The 21276-nt window shown below is 58.3% G+C and carries 22 protein-coding genes; 13 read left to right on the forward strand and 9 right to left on the reverse strand.

Annotation, left to right across the window (positions count from 1 at the left end; genetic code table 11):
- Window positions 1-178 precede the first annotated feature (178 nt).
- The 11 genes from KGB18_RS08145 to KGB18_RS08195 all read left to right on the forward strand — a co-directional run bounded on the left by KGB18_RS08145 (window position 179) and on the right by KGB18_RS08195 (window position 10115).
- The gene (locus KGB18_RS08145; RefSeq protein ID WP_123723044.1) at window positions 179-370 is read left to right on the forward strand and encodes a Flp family type IVb pilin; all 192 of its coding nucleotides are present in this window, start codon (window positions 179-181) and stop codon (window positions 368-370) included.
- 29 nt (window positions 371-399) lie between these two features.
- Window positions 400-930 (forward strand): prepilin peptidase, encoded by a 531-nt coding sequence (locus KGB18_RS08150; protein ID WP_123723045.1) that lies wholly within the window; start codon window positions 400-402, stop codon window positions 928-930.
- A 2-nt stretch (window positions 931-932) separates the two neighbouring features.
- Window positions 933-2267 carry an AAA family ATPase gene (locus KGB18_RS08155; RefSeq protein ID WP_123723046.1) on the forward strand — a complete coding sequence of 445 codons (1335 nt, stop codon included), beginning with the start codon at window positions 933-935 and terminating at the stop codon, window positions 2265-2267.
- A 15-nt stretch (window positions 2268-2282) separates the two neighbouring features.
- Window positions 2283-3089 (forward strand): Flp pilus assembly protein CpaB, encoded by an 807-nt coding sequence (gene cpaB / locus KGB18_RS08160; RefSeq protein WP_123723047.1) that lies wholly within the window; start codon window positions 2283-2285, stop codon window positions 3087-3089.
- A gap of 71 nt (window positions 3090-3160) precedes the next feature.
- Window positions 3161-4504, forward strand: coding sequence for a pilus assembly protein TadG-related protein (locus tag KGB18_RS08165; protein ID WP_123723048.1), 1344 nt, complete (start codon window positions 3161-3163; stop codon window positions 4502-4504).
- An 8-nt stretch (window positions 4505-4512) separates the two neighbouring features.
- Window positions 4513-4992: a TadE/TadG family type IV pilus assembly protein gene (locus KGB18_RS08170; RefSeq protein WP_123723049.1), complete on the forward strand. Its 480-nt coding sequence runs from the start codon at window positions 4513-4515 to the stop codon at window positions 4990-4992.
- Window positions 4992-5486, forward strand: coding sequence for a TadE/TadG family type IV pilus assembly protein (locus KGB18_RS08175; protein WP_123723050.1), 495 nt, complete (start codon window positions 4992-4994; stop codon window positions 5484-5486). Before KGB18_RS08170 ends, KGB18_RS08175 begins: the two co-directional genes overlap by 1 nt.
- Entirely contained in the window at window positions 5480-6700 is a 1221-nt protein-coding gene (locus KGB18_RS08180) for an AAA family ATPase (protein ID WP_123723051.1), read from the forward strand. The genes KGB18_RS08175 and KGB18_RS08180 overlap by 7 nt, the downstream gene beginning before the upstream one ends.
- Window positions 6701-6703: 3 nt before the next feature.
- The gene (locus KGB18_RS08185) at window positions 6704-8137 is read left to right on the forward strand and encodes a CpaF family protein (RefSeq protein ID WP_201060624.1); all 1434 of its coding nucleotides are present in this window, start codon (window positions 6704-6706) and stop codon (window positions 8135-8137) included.
- Window positions 8134-9120 (forward strand): type II secretion system F family protein, encoded by a 987-nt coding sequence (locus KGB18_RS08190; protein ID WP_201060625.1) that lies wholly within the window; start codon window positions 8134-8136, stop codon window positions 9118-9120. The genes KGB18_RS08185 and KGB18_RS08190 overlap by 4 nt, the downstream gene beginning before the upstream one ends.
- 29 nt (window positions 9121-9149) lie before the next feature.
- Window positions 9150-10115 (forward strand): type II secretion system F family protein, encoded by a 966-nt coding sequence (locus KGB18_RS08195; RefSeq protein ID WP_123723054.1) that lies wholly within the window; start codon window positions 9150-9152, stop codon window positions 10113-10115.
- Between the two features lie 473 nt (window positions 10116-10588).
- Here the strand turns inward: KGB18_RS08195 and KGB18_RS08200 are convergent, their stop codons facing one another.
- The 6 genes from KGB18_RS08200 to KGB18_RS08225 all read right to left on the reverse strand — a co-directional run bounded on the left by KGB18_RS08200 (window position 10589) and on the right by KGB18_RS08225 (window position 16156).
- Window positions 10589-10858 (reverse strand): DUF3613 domain-containing protein, encoded by a 270-nt coding sequence (locus KGB18_RS08200; protein WP_201060626.1) that lies wholly within the window; start codon window positions 10856-10858, stop codon window positions 10589-10591.
- Between the two features lie 18 nt (window positions 10859-10876).
- The gene (locus KGB18_RS08205; RefSeq protein ID WP_123723056.1) at window positions 10877-11587 is read right to left on the reverse strand and encodes a tetratricopeptide repeat protein; all 711 of its coding nucleotides are present in this window, start codon (window positions 11585-11587) and stop codon (window positions 10877-10879) included.
- A gap of 113 nt (window positions 11588-11700) precedes the next feature.
- Complete coding sequence (locus tag KGB18_RS08210) at window positions 11701-12930, reverse strand: type II and III secretion system protein family protein (RefSeq protein ID WP_123723057.1); 1230 nt, start codon at window positions 12928-12930, stop codon at window positions 11701-11703.
- 743 nt (window positions 12931-13673) lie between these two features.
- Window positions 13674-14231, reverse strand: a complete 558-nt coding sequence (locus KGB18_RS08215; protein ID WP_123723059.1) for a hypothetical protein — start codon at window positions 14229-14231, stop codon at window positions 13674-13676.
- Window positions 14232-14313: 82 nt separating this feature from the next.
- Window positions 14314-15117: a putative hydro-lyase gene (locus KGB18_RS08220; protein WP_123723060.1), complete on the reverse strand. Its 804-nt coding sequence runs from the start codon at window positions 15115-15117 to the stop codon at window positions 14314-14316.
- Between the two features lie 91 nt (window positions 15118-15208).
- Entirely contained in the window at window positions 15209-16156 is a 948-nt protein-coding gene (locus KGB18_RS08225) for a LysR family transcriptional regulator (protein ID WP_123723061.1), read from the reverse strand.
- A gap of 274 nt (window positions 16157-16430) precedes the next feature.
- Here KGB18_RS08225 and KGB18_RS08230 point away from each other — a divergent pair, with 274 nt between their 5' ends.
- The gene (locus KGB18_RS08230; protein ID WP_038983634.1) at window positions 16431-17714 is read left to right on the forward strand and encodes an MFS transporter; all 1284 of its coding nucleotides are present in this window, start codon (window positions 16431-16433) and stop codon (window positions 17712-17714) included.
- A 120-nt stretch (window positions 17715-17834) separates the two neighbouring features.
- Window positions 17835-19076 carry an OprD family porin gene (locus tag KGB18_RS08235; protein ID WP_223569672.1) on the forward strand — a complete coding sequence of 414 codons (1242 nt, stop codon included), beginning with the start codon at window positions 17835-17837 and terminating at the stop codon, window positions 19074-19076.
- Between the two features lie 65 nt (window positions 19077-19141).
- Here the strand turns inward: KGB18_RS08235 and KGB18_RS08240 are convergent, their stop codons facing one another.
- The 3 genes from KGB18_RS08240 to KGB18_RS08250 form a co-directional block, all read right to left on the reverse strand.
- Complete coding sequence (locus KGB18_RS08240; RefSeq protein WP_052964877.1) at window positions 19142-19780, reverse strand: LysE family translocator; 639 nt, start codon at window positions 19778-19780, stop codon at window positions 19142-19144.
- 1 nt (window position 19781) lies between these two features.
- Window positions 19782-20552 carry a 2OG-Fe(II) oxygenase gene (locus KGB18_RS08245; protein WP_123357826.1) on the reverse strand — a complete coding sequence of 257 codons (771 nt, stop codon included), beginning with the start codon at window positions 20550-20552 and terminating at the stop codon, window positions 19782-19784.
- A gap of 93 nt (window positions 20553-20645) precedes the next feature.
- Window positions 20646-21272 carry an alanyl-tRNA editing protein gene (locus KGB18_RS08250; RefSeq protein WP_223569673.1) on the reverse strand — a complete coding sequence of 209 codons (627 nt, stop codon included), beginning with the start codon at window positions 21270-21272 and terminating at the stop codon, window positions 20646-20648.
- Window positions 21273-21276 lie beyond the last annotated feature (4 nt).

Genomic DNA, 21276 nt, shown 5'->3' on the forward strand with positions numbered 1-21276 from the left:
CTTTACCCCGTCATTCCTTCCAAAAGCCAACTAACGGTAGTTGGCACCACCCGCAAAAAAGTCCTAGTGATGTGCAAAATCTTCCTAACGCCTATGCCTTGCCCCTGACTAGTGTTGCATCCAGGCAGAGCAAAACGCACTGCCTCAGAAAAAACAACATTCGAGTGAGGTGGGCAAAATGATCATGCAAACAATCAAGGCTTCGGTAGTGAAGTTCGCCAAAGACGAAGACGGCCTGACCATTGTGGAGTACGCGGTGGCAGGTGGGTTGATCACAGTAGCTGTGGTCGGGGCGTTCACGCTTCTCGGCGGGGTTGTGGATACCAGAATCCGGGCTATTTGTAACGCCATTGTTCCTGGCTCCTGCTAATAACAACAACTCTGTTAGGGAGATGCGCAATGTCCATGGAACAGCTGGTAGCGACCGTTGTGCTGATAGGACTGCTGGGCGTGGCGGTGGTGAGCGACTTGCGTCGCCACCGCATTCCCAACCTGCTGATCCTGGTAGGTCTGGCCTTGGGATTGGCCGGCCAGACTTATTCAGGTGGGATTAGCGGGATGGGGGACGGCCTGATGGGCCTCCTGATCGGTTTTGCGCTGTTCCTGCCCATGTATGCCCTGGGCGGCATGGCTGCCGGCGACGTCAAGCTGATGGCCATGGTTGGCAGTTTCCTACCCCCCCATTACGCCTTGTGGGCTGTGTTCTTCAGTCTGCTATGGGGAGGCTTGTGCGGTTTCCTGATCGTGCTGATGCGCGGTCAATTATTGCAAACCCTGGGACGTTATCGGTTGATGCTTCGGGCGCGGGCCTATATGACCCCGAGCTCGGACGAGGTGGCCGGTAAGCCCTTTCCTTATACGGTTGCGATCCTGCTCGGGACGTTGAACAGCGTCTACTGGCAACTCGTTGCCGGTGGATTTGGAGGTTAGTCATGCACGTCATCGTCGATAGTGATGCCTACCCCAGCGAACGAGAAGCGGTGCAGCGGTTGGCTCCTCAGCCCTGCACTATCCGCGAGACTGGTCTGAGCGACAGTTTCCTCGGCGAGTTGGTGTGCAAGCATTTGCATGACGCCGGCGTGCTGGACATGTCGCGGCTGGTGGAGCGCCTGGCGCTGACCGGCGCCGTACTTGAAGAGGTCCTGGCGTTCCTGCGCAAGGATGGCCGTGTTGAAGTGCTCGGCCAAATGGGCCCGCAAACAACGGGCGGGCAGATGTTGCGTTATGGCCTGACCGAACGCGGTCGCAGTGCTGCCCGCGACGCTCTGTCGCGCAGTGGCTACATCGGCGCGGCACCTTTTCCGGTGAGTACCTATCGGTCCCTGATCAAAATCCAGACCATTCACCACGGTCGCATCACTGCCAATGAAATGCACAGGGCCCTCGCCGGCGTAGTGCTCACGGAAGGGATGCTCGATCAGCTGGGCGTGGCCCTGAACTCCGGTCGCGCAATCATGATTTATGGCCCCGCGGGTACCGGCAAGACGTATGTCAGCAGTCGGCTGATTCGTCTGTTCGCCGAGGCCATCTGGGTGCCGCATGCCATCGTTATCAACGAGTCAGTGATCGAGATTTACGACCCGCAGGTGCATCAGCGTCTGGATGACAACAGTCAACAGAACAATCTGATGCTCAACGAAGGGATCGACCGTCGACTGCTGTGCTGCAAACGCCCTATCGTTATTACGGGCGGCGAGTTGAGCATGGAACAGCTGGACGTTCGCTATGACTCCTCGACCCGTCAGTACCAGGCCGCCTTGCAGCTCAAGGCCAGTAATGGCCTGTTCATCATCGACGACATGGGACGCCAGCGCATGGCGCCCGCCGAGCTGTTGAACCGCTGGATCGTACCGATGGAAGAGAAACGCGATTTCCTCAACCTGGGCGGCGGTCGGCATTGCGAGCTGCCGTTCGATCTGATTCTGGTGTTCTCCACCAACCTCAATCCTCTGGAACTGGCCGATGAGGCCTTCCTTCGCCGGATTGGCTACAAACTGCAATTCGGTTACCTGAAGCCTGAGGAGTACGAAAAGATCTGGCGTCAGGAAAGCGAGCGTCTGGGTATTCCTTTTGACCCGCTGCTGCTGCGGTATGTCCTGCAAAGACTTTATGCAAGTGAAGGCATGCCCCTGGTGCCTTGCCATCCCCGCGATCTCCTGAACATGGCGCTCGATCGTCAGCGTTATATGGGTGGTTCCGGACCATTGTCACCGCAAGAGTTGGAATGGGCCTGGCACAACTACTTCGTCCAGCTCGACTTTCTTTGATACGGAGATACTGACATGAGCTCTCGTACTCTTACCCTGGTAGGCGTTTCCCTGGTCATGGGCCTTGGTGCTGCATGGATGGCCGACTCCTGGCTGAGCGCCCGGCTCAATGCCAGCCCGGATGACCACCTACGAAGCGTGGTGGTCGCCACGGTAGAAATTCCATTCGGGCAGATGGTCGAGGCCCAACAGGTCACGACCATGCGCATGCCCATGGACACGATTCCAGACGATGCCTTCGACTCCACCGACAAAGCAGTGGGCAAGATCGCGACGTTCGACATCCTGAAGGGCGACATCATGCGCGGCGCGCGCCTGAGTGAGCATTTGGGGGGCAGCACCCTGGCTTCATTGATTGCGACAGACAAACGTGCCATATCGGTACGCGTGGACGATGTGGTCGGCGTGGGCGGATTCCTCTTGCCGGGTAACCGGGTCGATGTGCTGGCAACCAAACGCACTGATGGCAGCGGCAACAACGCCGTGTCCAAGACCATCCTCGAGAACTTGCGGGTGTTGGCGGTGGACCAGACGGCGGGTACCGACAAGACCCAACCGGTGGTGGTGCGCGCAGTAACGCTTGAGATGACGACCGCAGAGGCTGAAACCCTGGTCACCGCGCAAACGGAAGGGAAATTGCAACTGACCCTGCGCAATCCGCTGAACGCCGAGAAAAAAATCGCGACCGTTGCGCCTGCCGCACCGGTCATGGCGATGGCCGCTGCCCCGGCGCCAAAACGCGTGGTGCGCCGCGGCAATGGCGAGGTTGGTGGGGCTATCACCATTATCCGTGGGACCCAAGCCAGTGTAGTCAAACGTTGACAGGGCGGTAGGGTGCCTGGGCACCAGGTATTGGCAGCCGATCCGAGTCAGTTTCGGCAAATGAGGGCTTGATGATGAATCTTCGTATTCGGCAGCCGTTCACTGCGACGCCAAGGCGCCAGGCTGGATCGGTGAGCGTGTTGATGGTAATCGCGTTAGCGGCGATTTTAATGATGGCGGGTTTGTCCCTCGACGTGGGCCACATGTTGTTGAACAAAACGCGCCTGCAGAATGCTGTAGACGCCGCCGCCCTGAGCGGTGCCAAAACCCTGAGCCAGGTGGAAGGTGGTAGCAACCCTGCCAGCGTAACGCGCACTGCCGCGCTCAATACGCTGGCGCAAAATGCCAATGCCATGGGTAATAGCGAATTGGCCACGGCGATGGTTGGCAACGCAGGCTTCGCGGTAGTGGAACTGGCAAGCAGCGTCTATGGCCCATTTACCTATCCGGGGCCTGCGGATGCCAAATATGTTCGGGTATCGGTACCGAACTATGGCCTGACAGGATTTTTCTGGAACTTCGTCCAGACATTCGGCACTAGCGGCTTGGGGAACAAAGCAGTGTCGGCGATCGCCACCGCAGGCCCCAGCCCTACCAGCCCCTGTGATCTCGCACCTTTGATGGTCTGTGGCGATCCGGCTCAATACGACCCGGACGCCGGTATGTTCTGGGGCTTCCAATTTGGTGATTTGCAAGTATTGAAGTCGGCTGCCGGCAATTCGTCCCCCATTGGTCCAGGCAACTTTCAGTTGCTCGATTTTGGTTCGGGCGGCAGTTCGGTCAGGACAGATATGGCCGGAGGCGGCTCAATCTGCCGCAACGTGGGGGAAAATGTCCAGACCAAACCCGGCAACACGGTGGGCCCTGCGTCTCAAGGCTTGAATACGCGCTTCGGCATCTACAACGGCCCGGTCAGTGCCTCGGCCTATCCGCCCGACCTGGTGACCACGTCCAGCAATCCCGCGATCACTTACGACGACTCAGTTTCCCCACCACAAATGAAATACCAGGGGCAAACCGTCACCTCGAACAACGGCGATCTCACGGCGGGCGGCAACGCGATACAGGACTACAACGACTGGCGTGTGAGTGCTGCGGCCTGTGTGGCAGGGTCCGGCAGTGGCTGTCAGAGCAATGGGGTGTTCGAGCGCCGGATGCTGAAAATCGTGGTGGGCAACTGCACCGGCCAACAGGGCGGTACCACCTCGATCCCTGTCCTGGGTTTTGGTTGCTATTTCGTGGTGCAGCCAATGAGTAACGGCGGCACGGAAGCGCAGATCTTCGGCCAGTTTGTGAAGGAGTGCGAAGGCGACAATGTGCCCGGTCCTAATCCGACGAACGATTCCGGCCCACAGATCATTCAGCTCTACAAAACCTATCTCAACGGCAGCGGCACTCCGAGCACAGACTCATAGGAGGCGTCATGAGACTTCACGCGATTAAACATCCGCGGCGCCAGCAGGGCCTGGCCATGGTGGAATTCACCCTGGCCCTGCCGGTGCTGCTGTTGCTGTTGCTGGCCTTCGGTGAGTTCGGCCGCATGCTCTACCAGTACAACGTACTGCTGCAGGCCAGCCGTGATGCCGACCGTTTCGTCGCCAGCCAAGCCTGGAACTCGACGCTCGGTGCGGTCTCCCTGAGCAATACGCTGCAGACCCAGACGAAAAACGTCGCGGTCTATGGCGTGCCTAGCCAGACCGGAACCCCAGTGATATCCGGATTGACGGCCAACAACGTGGTCGTCGCCGCCGTGGGCACCGACCATGTGCGAGTCACCATCACTTTTACATTCTGCCCGGTGATTGGCGGTGGCAATTGCACCGGATCGCTTCCCGGGTTTTTCGGTAATCCGATTGCGCTGAGCATTCCGCTGGTCGCCACCACTGTCATGAGGGCACTGTGATGAATCGCAAACGCATGCAAGGCACCTATGTGGTGGAGTTCGCCATCATCGGCGCGCTGATATTCACGCTGTTGTTCGGCGCGTTGGAAATCGGCCGCCTGTACTTCACGATCAATGCGCTAGATGAAGTCGTGCGCCGTGGTGCGCGCCTGGCGTCGGTGTGCAATATCAGTGATCCGGTGGTGTTGCGGCGGGCGATCTTCAATGCCGCGACCGACGCCGGTGCGAGCCAGATCATCACCGATCTGGCCACCACCAACTTGACGTTGACCTATCTGGACGTAGACGGCGCTCAGGTGGGCAACCCCGCCGACACGAGTGGAGTCAACGGCTTTCGTGCCATCCGCTACGTCCAGTTGAGCCTGCAAAACTTCGTTTTCAACCTGTTTATTCCCGGGTTCGGCGTGCCCATTACCTTGCCCACATTCAGGGCAACGTTGCCACGCGAAAGCCTCGGGCGTCATTCCGATTCCGGGGAGATCACACCATGCTGAATACCAAGGAAACGCCAGTCTCCAGCTCGACTGGCAAAGCCGGGCTCCGGTTGCTGATTAGCAGCCGTGATGCCACCTCTTTGCGCGATCTGCAGAGTGTCTGCCAGCGCATGCCCGGCCTTGAGGTGAGCACTCGCTTGGTGAGCAACGGGCATGTCGACCCGCTCTACGGTCTGGACCGCATGCCCGATCTGTTGCTGTTGCGCGTCAGCCATCTGTGGCGTGAGGAGCTGGCGGCGCTGTTGCTGCACCCGGCCCATGAACGTCCGCCGATGTTGGTCTGCGGTCTGCTGAGCGAACAGGAAGGCATGCGTATGGCGATGCAGGCCGGCGCCCGTGACGTGCTGCCCGAGCCCATCGCCGAGACGGAATTGGTTGCCGCCTTGAATCGGCTGGTCATGGAGGTTCGGACCGGCAGTGGGGCGGAAGGGAAATTGATCGCCGTGATGAGCGCCAAGGGCGGCTCCGGCGGAACCCTGGTGGCCTGTAACCTGGCTCAGCAGCTCAGCGCCAGGGGCGGCAGTACCCTGTTGCTCGATATGGATCTGCAATTCGGCAGCGTGACGCATTATCTGGATGTGGCGCAGTCGCACAGCCATCTGGAGGTGTTGCACCAGATCGACGGCATGGACAGCGTCGCGCTACGCGGTTTTTGCAGTCACTTCAGCCCCACCTTGCATGTGCTGGGTGGCCGGGCCGGTGAGCTGTGTCTGCCGCAAGATGCCCAACCCGAGCAACTTGACACCCTGTTGAAGTTGGCCCGCGCCAGTTATGACTGGGTGGTGATTGACCTGCCGCGGCAAATCGACCACCTCACCGGCTCCGTGCTGGAACAGGTGGATCGGGTGTACGTGGTGGTGCAACAGAGCGTCAGCCATTTGCGCGATGCCAGCTCCCTGGTGCGGATTCTTCGCGATGACCTGGGCGTGCGCGGGGATCAATTGCAGATAGTGGTCAACCGCTATGACAAGGCGGGAGCGATCAGTCTCAAAGATATCGGCGAGGCGCTGCGCTGCACCAATCTGTCGAAATTACCCAACGACTTCAACCTGGTCAGCCAGAGTCAGAACACTGGCGTGCCGTTGGGGCTGCATGCGCCGAGGGCAGCGATTACTGCCGCACTGCGCGACATGACCGAGGACCTGGTCGGTCAACAGGTGGCCGGGAACAAAGGCTTACTCAAACGCGCCTTCAACCGTTTTTTCGGGGGATGACCCATGATCAGCGACTTTCGTAACCGCTTGCGCAAACAGTCCGCTAAACCCGCCTCATCGTCGGCGACCGACGACCTGCTGGACCCGGCAGAGGAAATAATGGCGTGGGAACGTGCGGTACCGGATGTTCTTTACGAAACCAGAAGCCAGGTCACCCCGGTGGAAGCCGAGTGGCGGGAAAAGATCTACCAGCAGTTGCTCAAAGTCATGGACCTGTCTTTGCTGGACTCCCTTGAACAGGCCGAGGCCTCGCGGCAGATTCGAGATATTTGCCAGCGCTTGCTCGATGAGCATTCGGCGCCAGTGAGTACCTCCAGTCGCCAGTTGATCATCAAGCAGATCACCGACGAGGTGCTCGGCCTGGGTCCCCTGGAACCGTTGCTGGCCGATCACAGCGTGTCCGACATTCTGGTCAACGGTTTTGCCTCGGTCTATGTCGAGCGCTTCGGCAAACTGCAACGGACCGATGTGCGCTTTCGCGATGATCAGCATTTGCTGAACATCATCGACCGCATCGTTTCCAGCCTGGGTCGTCGTATCGACGAGTCCTCGCCATTGGTGGACGCCCGGCTCAAGGACGGTTCGCGGGTCAATGCGATTATCCCGCCGCTGGCCATCGACGGTCCGAGCATGTCGATTCGCCGCTTTGCGGTGGACCTGCTCAATACCGACAGCCTGATCTCGGTGGGGACGTTGACCCCGGCCATTGCCCTGCTGCTCAAGGCGATTGTCCGTGGACGCTTGAACGTGCTGATTTCCGGCGGTACCGGCAGCGGCAAGACCACCATGCTCAACGTGCTGTCCAGTTTCATTCCACAGAACGAGCGGATCGTCACCATCGAAGATTCGGCTGAACTGCAACTGCAGCAGCCTCATGTAGTGCGCCTGGAAACCCGGCCTTCGAATATCGAGGGGCGTGGCGAGGTGAGTCAGCGGGAGTTGGTACGCAACAGCCTGCGGATGCGCCCGGATCGCATTGTGATCGGCGAAGTGCGCGGCGCGGAGGCGCTGGACATGCTGACGGCCATGAACACCGGTCACGACGGCTCCTTGACCACCATCCACGCCAACACCGCACGCGATGCGTTGGGGCGAATCGAGAACATGGTGTCGATGACCGGGGCGACCTTCCCGATCAAGGCCATGCGTCAGCAGATCGCTTCGGCCATTGATGTGGTGATCCAGCTGGAACGTCAGGAAGACGGCAAGCGCCGACTGGTCAGCGTGCAGGAGATCAACGGCATGGAAGGCGAGATCATCACCATGACCGAAATATTCTCCTTTGCGCGCCAAGGCATGGGCGAAAACGGTGAGGTGCTCGGTGATTATCGCCCCAGCGGCATGATCCCGGCCTTCCGCGATGTACTGGCCAAGCGTGGCATCGAGTTGCCGCTTAACATGTTCAGGCCTGAGTGGATGGAGGCGCGGCAGTCATGAACAATATTCCTGGTGAATTCATTCTGATGTTCCTCGGCATGGTGTTTATTGCCGCGTTCCTCCTGTCCCAGGGCGTGGTGGTGCCGGTGTTTGGCGAGGCCGGCAAGATGCGCAAGCGCATCCGCGGCCGCTTGCATGTACTGGAGAAGGCCAACAATCTGCCTAACATGCAGACAGTGTTGCGGCAGAAATACCTGACGCGCCTGTCGCCACTGGAGGCCATGCTTGAGCAGTTGCCTTTTATGGCGAACCTGACACAGGTGATCGAGCAGGGCGGACACGAATACCGGGCGTATCGGGTGCTGTTGCTCGGGCTGTTCCTGGGCGTCTGTGCGGGCATTTCGATCTGGATGATCTCGTCAGTCTGGTGGATGGCGCTGCTGGTGGGCTTCGGGGTGTTCTGGTTACCCGTGCTGAAAATTTTTCGTGACCGTGGCAAACGTTTCGCTGAGTTCGAGGAAGGCCTGCCGGATGCGCTGGATGCCATGTGCCGTGCCCTGCGCGCCGGACACCCGTTCAACGAAACCTTGCGCCTGGTCGCCGAGGAGCACAAGGGGCCGGTCGCTCATGAGTTCGGTATGACCTTCGCCGATATCAACTATGGCAACGATGTACGCCGGGCCATGCTCGGCCTGCTGGAGAGAATGCCGAGCATGACGGTGATGATGCTCGTGACCTCGATCCTTATTCACCGCGAGACCGGCGGCAATCTGACTGAGGTACTGGAGCGTCTGAGTCGGCTGATTCGCGGGCGCTTTCGCTTTCAGCGCAAGGTCAAGACCTTGTCGGCCGAAGGGCGGATGTCCGCCTGGATACTGGTGGCCATTCCTTTCGTGCTGGCGGCGGTGATCGTAATCACCAGCCCTAACTACTTGCCTTTGCTACTCAATGACCCGATCGGCCATAAGCTGATATTTGGGGCTTTTGGTTCCATGTTGGTCGGGATTTTCTGGATTCGCAAAATCATACGGATTCAGGTTTAAGCCTTATTCACCATGTGGAGGTGCAGGTCATGGACTATTTGCTGGGGTTGTTCAATCGAGTGACAGGCAATGAGGAGATGGCGCGCCTGTTGTTTGTCGGTGCGATGAGTCTGAGTGCAGTACTCGCGATCGTTACCGTGGTGCTACTGCTGTTGGGGCTGCAGGACCCCGTACAGCGTCGTCTGGCGCTGATCAAACGCGGTCATTCAGGAAGTACATCCGGGCAGGACGCACCGGGTAATCTGCAATTATTGCTGGAACGGGTCGGCCAACGCTTTGGCTCGACTGATGGCGCTCAAACGTCTGCCACCCAAACCCTGTTGACGCACGCTGGTTATCGCTCACAATCGGCTGTTCAAATGTACTGGGCGGTGCGTTTGCTGTTGCCATTGATATTGGTAGGCCTTGCGCTGTTGGTGTTGCCGATAATCCCCAAACTTTCTCTGATTACGGGGTTGTTGATAGTGTTAGCGGCGGCTGCTGTCGGCTGGCTGGTACCCGCGCTGTATGTCGGAAAACGCAAGCAGGCTAGGCAGGGCAGGCTGCGTGCCGCTTTTCCAGATGCCCTGGACCTGATGGTGGTCTGTGTGGAGTCGGGCCTGGCCTTGCCTCTGACGATCGAACGGGTGGCTGAAGAAATGTCAGTCAGTCAGGTTGAACTGGCTGAAGAACTGGCCTTGGTCAATGCGCAAATCCGCGCGGGCATTTCCAGTACCGAGGCGCTCAAGCAACTGGCTGTGCGCACCGGTCTGGATGACGTCCAAGGGTTAGTCAGTCTGTTGGCGCAGAGCATCCGTTTTGGTACCAGCGTGGCCGATACTCTGCGCATCTATGCCGATGAGTTCCGTGACCGGCGTACGCAGGCCGCCGAAGAGGCAGGGGCGAAAATTGGCACCAAACTTATCTTCCCGCTGATTTTCTGTCTGTGGCCGAGCTTCTTTCTGATAGCCATTGGTCCTGCCATGATCGGGGTACTCAAGACATTCGGGAAGTAACAAGGTCCTTGCTGTCGAACAGGATGGCCTTGCCAACCGAGCTTTTACACATCCCCCTGTAGGAGCTGACGCAGGCTGCGATCTTTTGATTTTTCTGGCAGGCAATTCGTTGCCCAGGCCTCTGAATCAAAAGATCGCAGCCTGCGTATATCTGTTAATCACGACCTGGCGCTGATTGTCGCGATACGTTCGGTGACAGGCTGGTCAAGGCGCAAGCGATAGTTACCAGACACCCCTTTAAGGAACACCGCGGTCAAGCGTAGGATCTGGCGAAGCCTGCGATCTTTTGATTTTGATGGCCGAGTGATCGTGGAAGAGCAAAAGATCGCAGCCTGCGGCAGCTCCTACAGGGTAATTCGGCCAGGCTTGGATAGTGTGTAGATGCCAATGCTTTCCTGCATGCGACGTCTGGCCCGGCTTTGCAGCCAGGCCACTCTGAACGACGCCAGAGGCTGATCACCCCTTGACGTGCCTCAGTTGCTGATGGTCATTTTTCCCGCTGCATCCTGATCAAAAAACTCCGGAATCGGGTAGAGGAAGCTGTTCAGCCAGCGCTGCATGGCCAGGTCACGTTCGGTGGCCGAAGCGGTTTGCAGTTTGGGCGAAGCAACGATGCCGCGAATCTGTAGCTGCATCCACTGCTCGGTGCCTTTTTGCTCCTTCGAAGAGGGGCCTGGTTCAAAAGCCCAGGCACTGGTGGACAGGCAAGCCATGCACACGATCAACAGCCTCTTGGTATTCATCTCGACTCCTCGTACGTTTTACTTGGTCGCACTGGATGAGGCAGCGGCTACCTCAGTTCTGCGATTCCCCTCGGATGCCACTGCTTTTTTAGCAGAAGCCTTGAGTTTTTCCGCGCGGCTCTGAGCCTCTGCGACTTGCTGAGGACTCAAGCTGGCGCGGGTCACGAGTTCGGAAGCTGCCTTCCAGTTATCCTGATAGATCAGCAGCGTCACCATATTCAGTGCCGCCAGTGAATTGGACTGTTTGAGCTCCATGGCGGTCATGAACTCGAAGCGTGCTTCAGGGATCCGTCGCTGATTGAGGTAGACCACCCCCAGGTCATTGCGCATCCTGTCGTCGGTGGGGGCCATCTTCACCGCACGCTCAAGGTGAGTGGTAGCGTTGGCGTAATCATTTTTGGCTGCGGCCAATTGGCCTAAGCCATGTTCGCCATCAGCGGCCAGACAGGTGCCGAGCAAACTTTGATACAACGGGCCTGACTCGTTACGCCCCATCAAGCGCAGCACCCGAGCCTTGCGCAGGCGAACCTGAACCAGGTTGTCGGGCAAACCTTCCAGATTCGCCAGGCTGGCATACAAACGGCCCTCACTGACCATGTTATCGGCCAAGCTCAGGGCCAGCTCTTGATCCGAAGCGGGTTTGGCACACTCAGCCGGTCGCGACGACAAGCCATTGCTGGCACAACCTGTGAGCATTATTGTCGCCGCTATTGCAATGACTGCTTTCATCGAGTGTCCTCTGGCTACAACACGTTGAACGCCTGGCCAATGGCAATAAAGCTGGCTTGGCAAGCGTTCAAGATCACCGTTACGAGTGAGGTCGAGGCAAGTCTGATTCAGGCTCATTGCGAGAGCCCGGAGCGACTGTCGAAATCGCCATTTTCGAGGAAGAACATGCGGTAGAAGTTCGGGTCGTAATTGCGCAGCTGTTCGCCAGGCAATGACGGTAGTTGTGCATTGGCAGCCAGTGGCTGGACCAGATGCGGGGTAACGATCATCAGCAGTTCACGCTCTTCACGGTTGATGCTGTTGTCGCGGAAGAACGCGCCCAGAATCGGGATGTCGCCCAGCCCCGGAAACTTGTTCACCTGGGAACTGTTGCGGGTGCTGATCAGGCCGCTGATGACGAAGCTTTCGCCGTCGGCCAGGGAGATGCTGGTGTCGGTACGTCGAATGGTCAGCGCCGGAACGATGGTGCCGGCGATGCTCACGGCGTTGGTGAAGTCCAGTTCACTGACTTCCGGTGCCACCTTCAGCGCGATACGGTTTTTCCCGATGATGGTCGGCGTCAGGGTCAGGCGGATACCGAATTCCTTGTACTCGATGGACACGTTATCGCTGCCGGAACTGGGCACTGGAATCGGCACTTCACCACCGGCCAGGAAGCTCGCACTCTGCCCGCTGAGCGCTACCAGGCTTGGCCGTGCCAGGGTGTAGGCGAAACCGCTGCCTTCCAGTGCGTTGATCGACACTAGAGTATCGCTGGACGCAAAAGCGAAGTTGAACATGCCGTTGTTCACCGGCACCGACGGCGTGACAATGCCGCCGACGGTGGGCAAGGTTCTCGGTGAGCCGAACAGGAAGTTGCCTTGGCGGCCAAAAATCGAGGCATTGGCTTCCTTGAGTTTGGTCCGGCTGACTTCAACGAAGCGGATGTCAGTTTGCACCTGGATCGGCAACAGCGGGTCTTCGGAAGGCACTGTCGAGACGCTGGTGAGCGCCGCGGTGGCCTTGCCCTTGACGAACACCATGCTTTGGCGCGGCGTTGTCGAACAGGCGGTCCAGACCATCAGGCTGGTGGTCCCCGGCGCCATACCGGTGAGCAAGAAGGCATTGGGGTTGTTGCCGCTGGGTTGCACGTCGGCGATTTTCGGATCGCCGACTGCCAGCTGTGTCACCGGGACGGGGACGCGCAGTTCATTCTGGAGCCCCTGACCGACCTCAAACGTTGTCGGCATATTATCCAGTTGCGAACAATTGGCCGGCGCGGCCTGAGCCGCATTCACGCTGAGGCCCGTCCAGAACAGGCCTTGGATAATTCGCTTGAAAGCGGGCACGGTACGATAGCTCATTAAGTGCATCCTCGCTGAATAGGCCATCTTTGAGGCTAACTAGGTTGCCTCGGATCACTACAAGGGGCCTTGGTCGGCCCTCTACCCCGCCAGACCCCTGACTAATGGCCCCGGCAATATTCCGTGGTGCTACATGCAAGCAACTGCAATACGCTGTTCTGACGGAACAACGAGCGACCTTCGCTATAACGGTTTTTAGTGATCCAGATACCTGAGCTGTCGAGCCGAACGATAGGCTCGGGCTCGACAGCAACAGCAGCTAAAGACGGCACTTTGCGCCGACCTGACTCCCCTAAAAAGCAACCGGCAATCAAAGCAAAGAGCCGGAAAATGCTTGCCAGGACCATAGTGAGGTAACTCCTTTTGCCATTCCGCTATCTGATCGCTGAACCTAACGTGGCATTTCGAACCGTTATGTCTTCTTCTTGTTTGAAAGGTAGTTCAACCAAGGCAAAGCGCCATGCTTTGAACGAAAACTTTCGATACAGATGCTGGTTTTTTTCTGAAAGCCACGGTCAGGCCACGCAATCATTGGTATTGCGCCAGATGCTGATGAAATAAGGGGTGCTTTACGCTCCCGCGAGTTTTTCTTGGGGTTTTGCGCTGCATATTTCACAAAAACGCCACTCATTGAGTGGCGTTTTTCAGGCGTGCCGGTTTGTACTTTTCGAATGCAGACCAAACCTAACAATGGCGTCTGAGGGGATATGACAAGGAAGCTGAATACGGCTGATTGTGTAGCTCTACACCTGCGAAGTGCAGGTCGGAATATTGGCCGTAATGTACTGAATCACCTCTTCAAGCGTGTCGATGTCAGGAACATTGTTCACTAATGCTTGCGAACTGCACCATGGGTAGTCCAGTTGCGATACCCACTCCATGATGCAGTGCAGATCAGTCGCCGGCAGGGTTTTCATGTGCTCAATGGTGATAGTGAGCCTCTCGACAAGCCCCGACCCGGGGCTGAACTGCCACTCATACAGACCGCAACCGACGCGGGCTTCGCCGGAGCTCTTGTCGGACATGCCGACCAGCCATTTGCACTGGAATGCTCTGGCCTGCGGTTCAGGTGGGAGTCCCAGGCAAAAGGTATAGACGTTTTCGAAGGTCTGGCCGAATCGCCTGACCAGCACATCGCCGATGGGGCCAAGGCCTTCAACGTGGGGTGGAAACGAGATAGACCCGGTGTGCACGACCATGTCCAGGATCGCGTCTGGCGCAAAGGCCTGGGGTAACAAATGTGGGCGGTTACCGTCCTTGGCGTTTATGTACTGTCGAATCGATTGTTGAGCAGTGTTCATTGTTTGTCCGTGGCATCCATATCAGGTTGAAAACAGTCCAATCCAAGGCTCACGTTACTATTTCACGCGAGCCCGCACTCATTTACAAAGCACTATTCAAAACATCCGTTACCAGCATGCAGCCGGGGGCGTGGGTGATGCACAGTGGTGGACGCGAAGTTTGCACCACCGATTGCGGAGTCACACCGCAGGCCCAGAATACCGGGATTTCGTCGGCTTCGACTGGCACGGCATCGCCGTAGTCCGGGCTGCTTAGTGAATCGATGCCGATCAGCGCCGGATCACCGATGTGCACAGGCGCGCCGTGGACGTTGGGCATGCGTGCGGTGATCTGGATCGCCTGGATCGCCGCGGCGGCCTTCATCGGGCGCATGCTCACCACCAGCTTGCCGCTCAGGCGCGCGGTAGGGCGGGTGTCTATGTTCGTCCGGTACATGGCGACATTGCGCCCCAGATCGATGTGCCTGAGGGTGATGCCGGCATCCAGCAGCGGTTGTTCGAAGGAGAACGAGCAACCGATGGCGAAGGCCACCAGATCGTCCTGCCACAAATGCTCGATATCTGACGGTTCTTCGCTCAGTTCGCCATGGCGATAGACCCTGTATCGGGACACCTCGTGGCGGATATCAATGGCTGTGCCGAGATTGCGAAAATACGGATCACCCGGTTCGGTAACGTCGAGCACCGGGCAAGCCTGCCGATTGAGCGTGCAATAGCGGAGAAACTCGTTAGCCCAATCATTGGGCAGAATCACGATATTGGCTTGCACCCGACCTTGGGCCAAGCCGCTGGTGTGGCCCTGATATTGTCCGGCAGCGATGCATTGGCGCAGGGCCAGTGGAACGCTGTGCTTCAGTTGTTCGAAAGACAGGGTGGGTTGGCTCATCACGGCATCTCTTCAGGTTCGATGACCCTTTTTAGAAAACCATGACGATGGCGTCCAACCAGGAATGTTGTTACCCCGGGACAACTAAAAGTTATTCAAGAGTCCGTCGGCTGTTGAGACCGGGTGCCGGAACCATTCGAAGCGGGCCGACATCCGCAGCGTATTGGGACACCACTTGGCGGCTCATGTCGACGATGCTTTCGATCAATTCCAGGCCGACTCCGGCGCGCCATGAAGCCACGACATCCAGCTGCGGCAAGCGGGTGCCTGGTTCCAGCTGAATCAGCTCGCCGCTGGCCAAGGGCTTGGCCACCAGCGCGGCCGGCAAGGCGCCAATGCCGAAGCCGTCACGAATCAGCCGGGTCATGGCCGACACCGAGTTGACGCAACTGACGCGTGGCGTACCGATGCCATGGGCGTGCAGCAGGTTGAGCACATCCTGATGCGGCCGGGAGTTTTTGACGAAGGTGATGATGCGCTCACTGGCCATTTCGGCCAGTGAGGCATAGGGGCGGGCATAGATTGAGTTACTGGCGGCGATCCAGTGCATGGGGTAGTGCGCCAGTTCGAGGTTGCGCACACTTTCGTGGCGGATCAGGTCCGTCTGGAACACGATGTCCAGGTAGCCCTTTTGCAGCTGATCGCACAGATTGCGTGCGGCGTCGGCCGTGATCTCGATTTCCACGGCGGGGAAGGTCTGCATCAAGGTCGACATCAACGGGCTGAGCCAGGTGTGGATCACCGTATCCATCACACCGATGCGCACCAGGCCCTGTTGCGGGTTGGTGTTGTCCAGCGAGTGTTTCAACGCTCGCTGAACCTCGAGCATCTGCTCGGCGTAGTCGAGCACCTTGAGACCTTCGAGCGTGAGCGACACACCGCGCGAATCGCGCACGAACAAACGCAGGCCCAACTCTTCTTCCAGCGAGGCAATCCGGCTGGAGATAGCGGCCTGAGTGCTGAACATTTTCTCTGCGGTGAGGCTGAAGCTTTGCAGGCGTGCGACCCAGACGAAGGTTTCGAGAAATTTGAGGTTCATGGCGGTTCTCGTGGTAGGGCGTTCACTGTTTTCCACAGAGAACCGTGGTGGGGGTGCAGTAATTGTTACTCCAGAGTTCGTCGCCGGGGGTATCAAATTTTCTTATGCATAACCTCGTTTTTTTCCCGTTTGACGCCGTTTGGCCTTGGCGCGAAGAATCCGCTCCACGACGCAGCCACTGCGTCCGCCCCCCACGACAACGCCTTCACAAAAAAATAATGAGGCGTGTCCGTCATCTTCGCTTGCTGCCGCAGGAACTCCCATGGAAAAGACCATGACTGACCACGTGCTTTCAGGTTCGGGCCGCACCGGCCCGTTCAGTTGGTACGGCCCCCTGTCGAAAAATGAAAAGCGTACCTTCTGGAGTTGCAAGATCGGCTATGCCCTGGATGGCATGGACACGCAGATGCTGAGTTTCGTCATTCCGACCCTGATTGCCACTTGGGGCATCTCCAAGGGTGATGCCGGGATGATTGGCACTTGTACGCTGCTGGCCTCGGCGGCGGGTGGCTGGATCGCCGGAATACTGTCCGACCGTATCGGCCGAGTGCTCACCCTGCAACTGACGGTGCTGTGGTTCGCCTTCTTCACCTTCCTCTGCGGACTGGCACAGAACTACGAGCAACTGCTGGTGGCCCGGACTTTGATGGGCTTTGGTTTCGGCGGTGAATGGACAGCGGGTGCAGTGCTGATTGGCGAGGTGATTCGCTCCCAGGATCGCGGCAAGGCAGTGGGCATGGTGCAGGCCGGATGGGCGCTGGGGTGGGGGCTTACGGCATTGCTCTATGCCGGATTATTCAGCTTTCTGCCGCCGGAAGAGGCTTGGCGGGCGTTGTTCATGATCGGGTTGGTGCCAGCGCTATTCGTATTGGTGATCCGCCGGCTGGTGAAGGAGTCGGACACCTTCGAGCAGGCCTGCATTGAGCGCAAGGCCAAGCCGGAGAAGGATTCGCGTTGGGCCTTCTTTGAAATCTTCGCGCCTCGGATGCTCAGTACCACCTTGCGCGCTTCGTTGCTGACCACTGGCGCGCTGGGCGGTTATTACGCGATCACCACGTGGTTGCCGACCTACCTGAAAACCGAGCGCGGCCTGAGCGTGCTCGGCACGGGCGGCTATCTGGCGATGGTGATCGTCGGCTCCTACATCGGCTATGTGACCAGTGCATTGCTGACCGATGCCATCGGTCGAAAGAAGAACTTCATCCTGTTTGCCGTCGGCTCCATGGCGATCGTTCTGGCCTACACCCAACTGCCCATCGACAACACCTGGATGCTCTGGCTGGGCTTTCCGTTGGGTTTCTTCGCTTCGGGCATTTTTGCCGGTATGGGCGCTTTTCTGACCGAGTTGTTTCCGACTCGCATGCGCGGTTCGGGTCAGGGCTTTTGCTATAACGCCGGGCGTTCCATTGCAGCGCTGTTTCCGTTGTTCATCGGTGCGCTGAGCGAAACGTTGCCGATTGGTACGGGGATCGGAATCTTCGCTGCCGGTGCCTATGGCGTGGTGATTCTGGCCGCGTTAAGCCTGCCGGAAACCCGCGGTCGCCAACTCGAATCCTGAACCACGACACGTCTGGGCAATTGTGCCCAGACGTCGCTGATCCATTGCTAATCGACAAACATCGGTCGCGATCGCAACGCCCCCGAGAGGGCTCGCTCGCGTCCGAAACAGGAGCACGGCATGCACTATTCGCTTTCCACCCAACGGTTGTACCTCCCGGTCGGCACATTGCTCGGTTTGAGCTTGTTTGGCGCACCGGCCGCTCAGGCGGATTTCATTGCCGACAGTAAAGGCAGCCTGGAAGCACGCAACTTTTACTTCAATCGCGATTTCCGCCAGGACGGCTCGCGAGACAAAGCCGAGGAATGGGCGCAGGGTTTTCTGTTGCGGATGGAGTCCGGGTATACCGCTGGCACGCTGGGGTTCGGTCTGGATGCGCTGGGCATGGCCGGTTTTAAACTGGACTCCGGCGGCGGCACGGCGGGCACCAATCTGTTGCCGCCGGATTTGTCGGGCGGCTCGCAGGATCGCTATGGCGAGTTGGGCCTGACCGCTAAAGTGCGCTTGTCCAAGAGCACCCTGAAGCTGGGGACGTTGCAGATCAAGGATCCGGTGGTGAACTCCAACGACACTCGCCTGTTGCCGTCAACTTTCAAAGGCGGCCTGGTCAATGTGCAGGAAATAGACCGTTTGAAGCTCACCGCCGGTCAACTCACGCAGATCAACTTTGTTGATTCCACTGACTATCAGGACATGACTGCCAATCGCATCGGCGGGCAAAGCGACAAGTTCCAGTTCGCCGGGGCTGACTATCAATTCCTGCCGAACCTGACAGCGCAGTACCGCTACGGCAAGCTGGAAAATATCTACCAGCAAAACTACCTCGGATTGGTCCACCTGCTGGATCTGGGGGCCGGTCAGTCGCTCAAGAGCGACGTGCGCTATGCGCGCAGCATTGAAGATGGCAACTTTCGTGACCTCGACAACCAGGCTCTCGGTGCGATGTTTACCTACAGCCTCGGCGGTCACGCGCTGGGCTTCGGCTACCAGCGCATGAGCGGCGACGATCCGTTTCCGTACATCGGACGCAGCGATCCGTACCTGGTCAACTTCGTGCAGATCAATGACTTCGCCAACGTTGACGAACACTCCTGGCAAACGCGCTATGACTATAACTTCGCCGCATTGGGTGTGCCGGGGTTGAGCTTTATGACCCGCTACATCTCGGGTGATAACGTGCAGCGCAGTGCTGCGGGTGAAGGCAAGGAGTGGGAGCGCGACACCGATATCGCTTACGTGGTGCAGGACGGTACGTTGAAAGGCTTGGGCTTTAAATGGCGCAACGCGTCGGTGCGTTCGAACTTTGGCAATGATCTGGATGAGAATCGCTTGATCGTCAGCTATACCCTGGCGCTTTGGTAAATGTCCGGGTTATCAAGCAAGCAATGAATCGACGGCCCGCTAGTCAGACTGGCGGGCCGTTTGTTTTACATCGACAGAATCAACCGGCCAGCGAACAGAATCAGGATCACCCCCATGGTTCGTTCGAACCAGTGCCCCATGCGCATGAACAGCAATCGCACCCGGGCACTGGAAAAAAACAGCGCCACGATCACGAACCACAAGGCATTCACGAAACACATCCACAGCCCGTACAGCGCCTGAATCTGCAGCGGCGTCGTGGCGCTGATGATGGTCGTGAAGATCGCCAGGAAAAACAGCGTGGCCTTGGGGTTGGTGGCGTTGGTCAGAAACCCCGTGCTGAAGGCCTTGAACAAGGTCTGCCGTTCAGCTGACGCTTCTGCACCCTTGTCGCCTTCAATTGCCGATTTGGGTTTGCTGCGTATCAAGCTCACGCCGAGGTACAAAATATAGGCACCCCCCACCACCTTGGCCACCGTCAACAACCAGGGCGTGGTATGCATCAGCGCGCCGACGCCGAGCAAGGTGTAAAGCACATGCACGGAAATGCCCGCGCCGATACCCAGAGCCGTGCAGATGCCCACTAAGCGGCCGAAACGCACGCTTTGGCGAATGGTTACGGCGAAGTCCGGTCCGGGGGCGACCACGGCCAGAAAGTGGATCGTTGCCAGCGCCAGAAATTCGCCCAGGTAATTCGAAAACATCTCAGCTCCAGAAAGTCAGGGGTGAAGCATTGCCGCGATAGCCGACAAAGAAGGAAAGGCTCAATCGCGGGTCGTCCACCCCCGGGGTCACCGAGTGCATGCAGCGCGAATTGAACATGATGAAATCACCCGGCTCAGGACGAATCTCCAGGGTCGGAGGGCCGAGCAAGGCAGGGTCGATGCCGTAACTGTCGCCACGCATTTCGTCGAACTGGTCTGGGGAAATGTCGTGGTCCCACATCTGCAACGCGCCGCCCTCGGTCGGCATGTTCAGATAAACGTTGCAGGCGAACTGCGCTTCCAGGCTTCTGGCCTGGAAGCTGTCCGGGGCATCCTTGGCGAAAATGTCGTGATGGGCGAGGAAGCACACCCCGGGTTTCACGACCCGGGATAGCCCCACATACATCTTGCGGCCATAGAGATTTTCCAGATGCGCCCCCGCCGGCCAAGACTCGTCGAGCATGCAGCGCAACGTATCGACAGGAGAGGAGTAGGGCGCACAACGGCTGCGCAATTCGGCGATATTGCTGGTGGCGCGCTCGAAGTAATCCTCGATCAGCAGCGGCTGGTTTTCCGCTTCATAAAACGCCATGCCAATGCGACCGATGCTCGGTGCGTTGATGTAGCCTTCGAAGCCCGGGGCAAGAATCTTGTCGCCGATCTGGATCGCCAGCGGCCGAGGCAACAAGCCTTTGACGCGGATGGCGAGGACTTCTTCGTTGGCCAGTTTTTGTATGCACGTCTCATCGAGACGCTCGACGTCAAGCATCATGTCTTTAGGTCCATCTATCAGATAGTCAACAGAACCCGCGAACGCAGGTTCCCCCGGCGTCAGGCGATGACGGGGCCGACATCGCCCGAATGCTCAATCCACGCTGTAGTGGACTGACAGCGTTCCCTTTTTCTGTGAGAGGGAAGCGATCGTGACCGTGCCCAAATCCTTCAGGCTCCGTACATGGGTGCCGCCGCAGCCGTAGGCGGGCAGTTCACCGAAGCCGATTTCCCGGGCGCCTTCGCGCAACGACGTCAGGCGAGGCAGGTCATGCGCGATCCATTGCTTGATGCCGTGTTGAATCGTCTGGGCATCGACCTCCTGCGCGCTTTCTGCCGGCTTGAACTGGACACGTCCTTCATCCGGCCAGTGATGAGCCTTGATCGGCATCCAGCCCATCGCCTGGACGAAGTGGCCGATCAGATGCCCCGCCGAATGCATGCGCGTGTTGAACCGGCGTCGTTGCTCGTCGACCCGAATCTGGATCATGCCGAGTTTTACCGGGTGGTCGACGAAGTGGATGATCCGGTCCGGATCCTGTACCACGCGCAGCACCTGACTTTCGCCGATCCAGCCGGTATCCCAGGGTTGCCCGCCGCCTTGGGGATGAAACAGTGTGGCGCGCAGCACTACTGCGAATTCGTTCTCGTAGGGCGTGCAATCCAGGACTTCCACATTGGCCTTGAGGTCATCACTATGGAAAAAGAGGCGAAGCGTCATATTC

This window comes from Pseudomonas sp. BF-R-26, from assembly GCF_019947395.1.
In the GTDB taxonomy this organism is placed as follows: domain Bacteria; phylum Pseudomonadota; class Gammaproteobacteria; order Pseudomonadales; family Pseudomonadaceae; genus Aquipseudomonas; species Aquipseudomonas farris.

What these genes read in the sequence shown, in the direction of transcription:
- KGB18_RS08145 (WP_123723044.1), top strand. Translation starts at nt 179, where the DNA reads ATGATCATGCAAACAATCAAGGCTTCGGTAGTGAAGTTCGCCAAAGAC.
- KGB18_RS08150 (WP_123723045.1), top strand. Translation starts at nt 400, where the DNA reads ATGTCCATGGAACAGCTGGTAGCGACCGTTGTGCTGATAGGACTGCTG.
- KGB18_RS08155 (WP_123723046.1), top strand. Translation starts at nt 933, where the DNA reads ATGCACGTCATCGTCGATAGTGATGCCTACCCCAGCGAACGAGAAGCG.
- cpaB (WP_123723047.1), top strand. Translation starts at nt 2,283, where the DNA reads ATGAGCTCTCGTACTCTTACCCTGGTAGGCGTTTCCCTGGTCATGGGC.
- KGB18_RS08165 (WP_123723048.1), top strand. Translation starts at nt 3,161, where the DNA reads ATGATGAATCTTCGTATTCGGCAGCCGTTCACTGCGACGCCAAGGCGC.
- KGB18_RS08170 (WP_123723049.1), top strand. Translation starts at nt 4,513, where the DNA reads ATGAGACTTCACGCGATTAAACATCCGCGGCGCCAGCAGGGCCTGGCC.
- KGB18_RS08175 (WP_123723050.1), top strand. Translation starts at nt 4,992, where the DNA reads ATGAATCGCAAACGCATGCAAGGCACCTATGTGGTGGAGTTCGCCATC.
- KGB18_RS08180 (WP_123723051.1), top strand. Translation starts at nt 5,480, where the DNA reads ATGCTGAATACCAAGGAAACGCCAGTCTCCAGCTCGACTGGCAAAGCC.
- KGB18_RS08185 (WP_201060624.1), top strand. Translation starts at nt 6,704, where the DNA reads ATGATCAGCGACTTTCGTAACCGCTTGCGCAAACAGTCCGCTAAACCC.
- KGB18_RS08190 (WP_201060625.1), top strand. Translation starts at nt 8,134, where the DNA reads ATGAACAATATTCCTGGTGAATTCATTCTGATGTTCCTCGGCATGGTG.
- KGB18_RS08195 (WP_123723054.1), top strand. Translation starts at nt 9,150, where the DNA reads ATGGACTATTTGCTGGGGTTGTTCAATCGAGTGACAGGCAATGAGGAG.
- KGB18_RS08200 (WP_201060626.1), bottom strand. Translation starts at nt 10,858, where the DNA reads ATGAATACCAAGAGGCTGTTGATCGTGTGCATGGCTTGCCTGTCCACC.
- KGB18_RS08205 (WP_123723056.1), bottom strand. Translation starts at nt 11,587, where the DNA reads ATGAAAGCAGTCATTGCAATAGCGGCGACAATAATGCTCACAGGTTGT.
- KGB18_RS08210 (WP_123723057.1), bottom strand. Translation starts at nt 12,930, where the DNA reads ATGAGCTATCGTACCGTGCCCGCTTTCAAGCGAATTATCCAAGGCCTG.
- KGB18_RS08215 (WP_123723059.1), bottom strand. Translation starts at nt 14,231, where the DNA reads ATGAACACTGCTCAACAATCGATTCGACAGTACATAAACGCCAAGGAC.
- KGB18_RS08220 (WP_123723060.1), bottom strand. Translation starts at nt 15,117, where the DNA reads ATGAGCCAACCCACCCTGTCTTTCGAACAACTGAAGCACAGCGTTCCA.
- KGB18_RS08225 (WP_123723061.1), bottom strand. Translation starts at nt 16,156, where the DNA reads ATGAACCTCAAATTTCTCGAAACCTTCGTCTGGGTCGCACGCCTGCAA.
- KGB18_RS08230 (WP_038983634.1), top strand. Translation starts at nt 16,431, where the DNA reads ATGACTGACCACGTGCTTTCAGGTTCGGGCCGCACCGGCCCGTTCAGT.
- KGB18_RS08235 (WP_223569672.1), top strand. Translation starts at nt 17,835, where the DNA reads ATGCACTATTCGCTTTCCACCCAACGGTTGTACCTCCCGGTCGGCACA.
- KGB18_RS08240 (WP_052964877.1), bottom strand. Translation starts at nt 19,780, where the DNA reads ATGTTTTCGAATTACCTGGGCGAATTTCTGGCGCTGGCAACGATCCAC.
- KGB18_RS08245 (WP_123357826.1), bottom strand. Translation starts at nt 20,552, where the DNA reads ATGATGCTTGACGTCGAGCGTCTCGATGAGACGTGCATACAAAAACTG.
- KGB18_RS08250 (WP_223569673.1), bottom strand. Translation starts at nt 21,272, where the DNA reads ATGACGCTTCGCCTCTTTTTCCATAGTGATGACCTCAAGGCCAATGTG.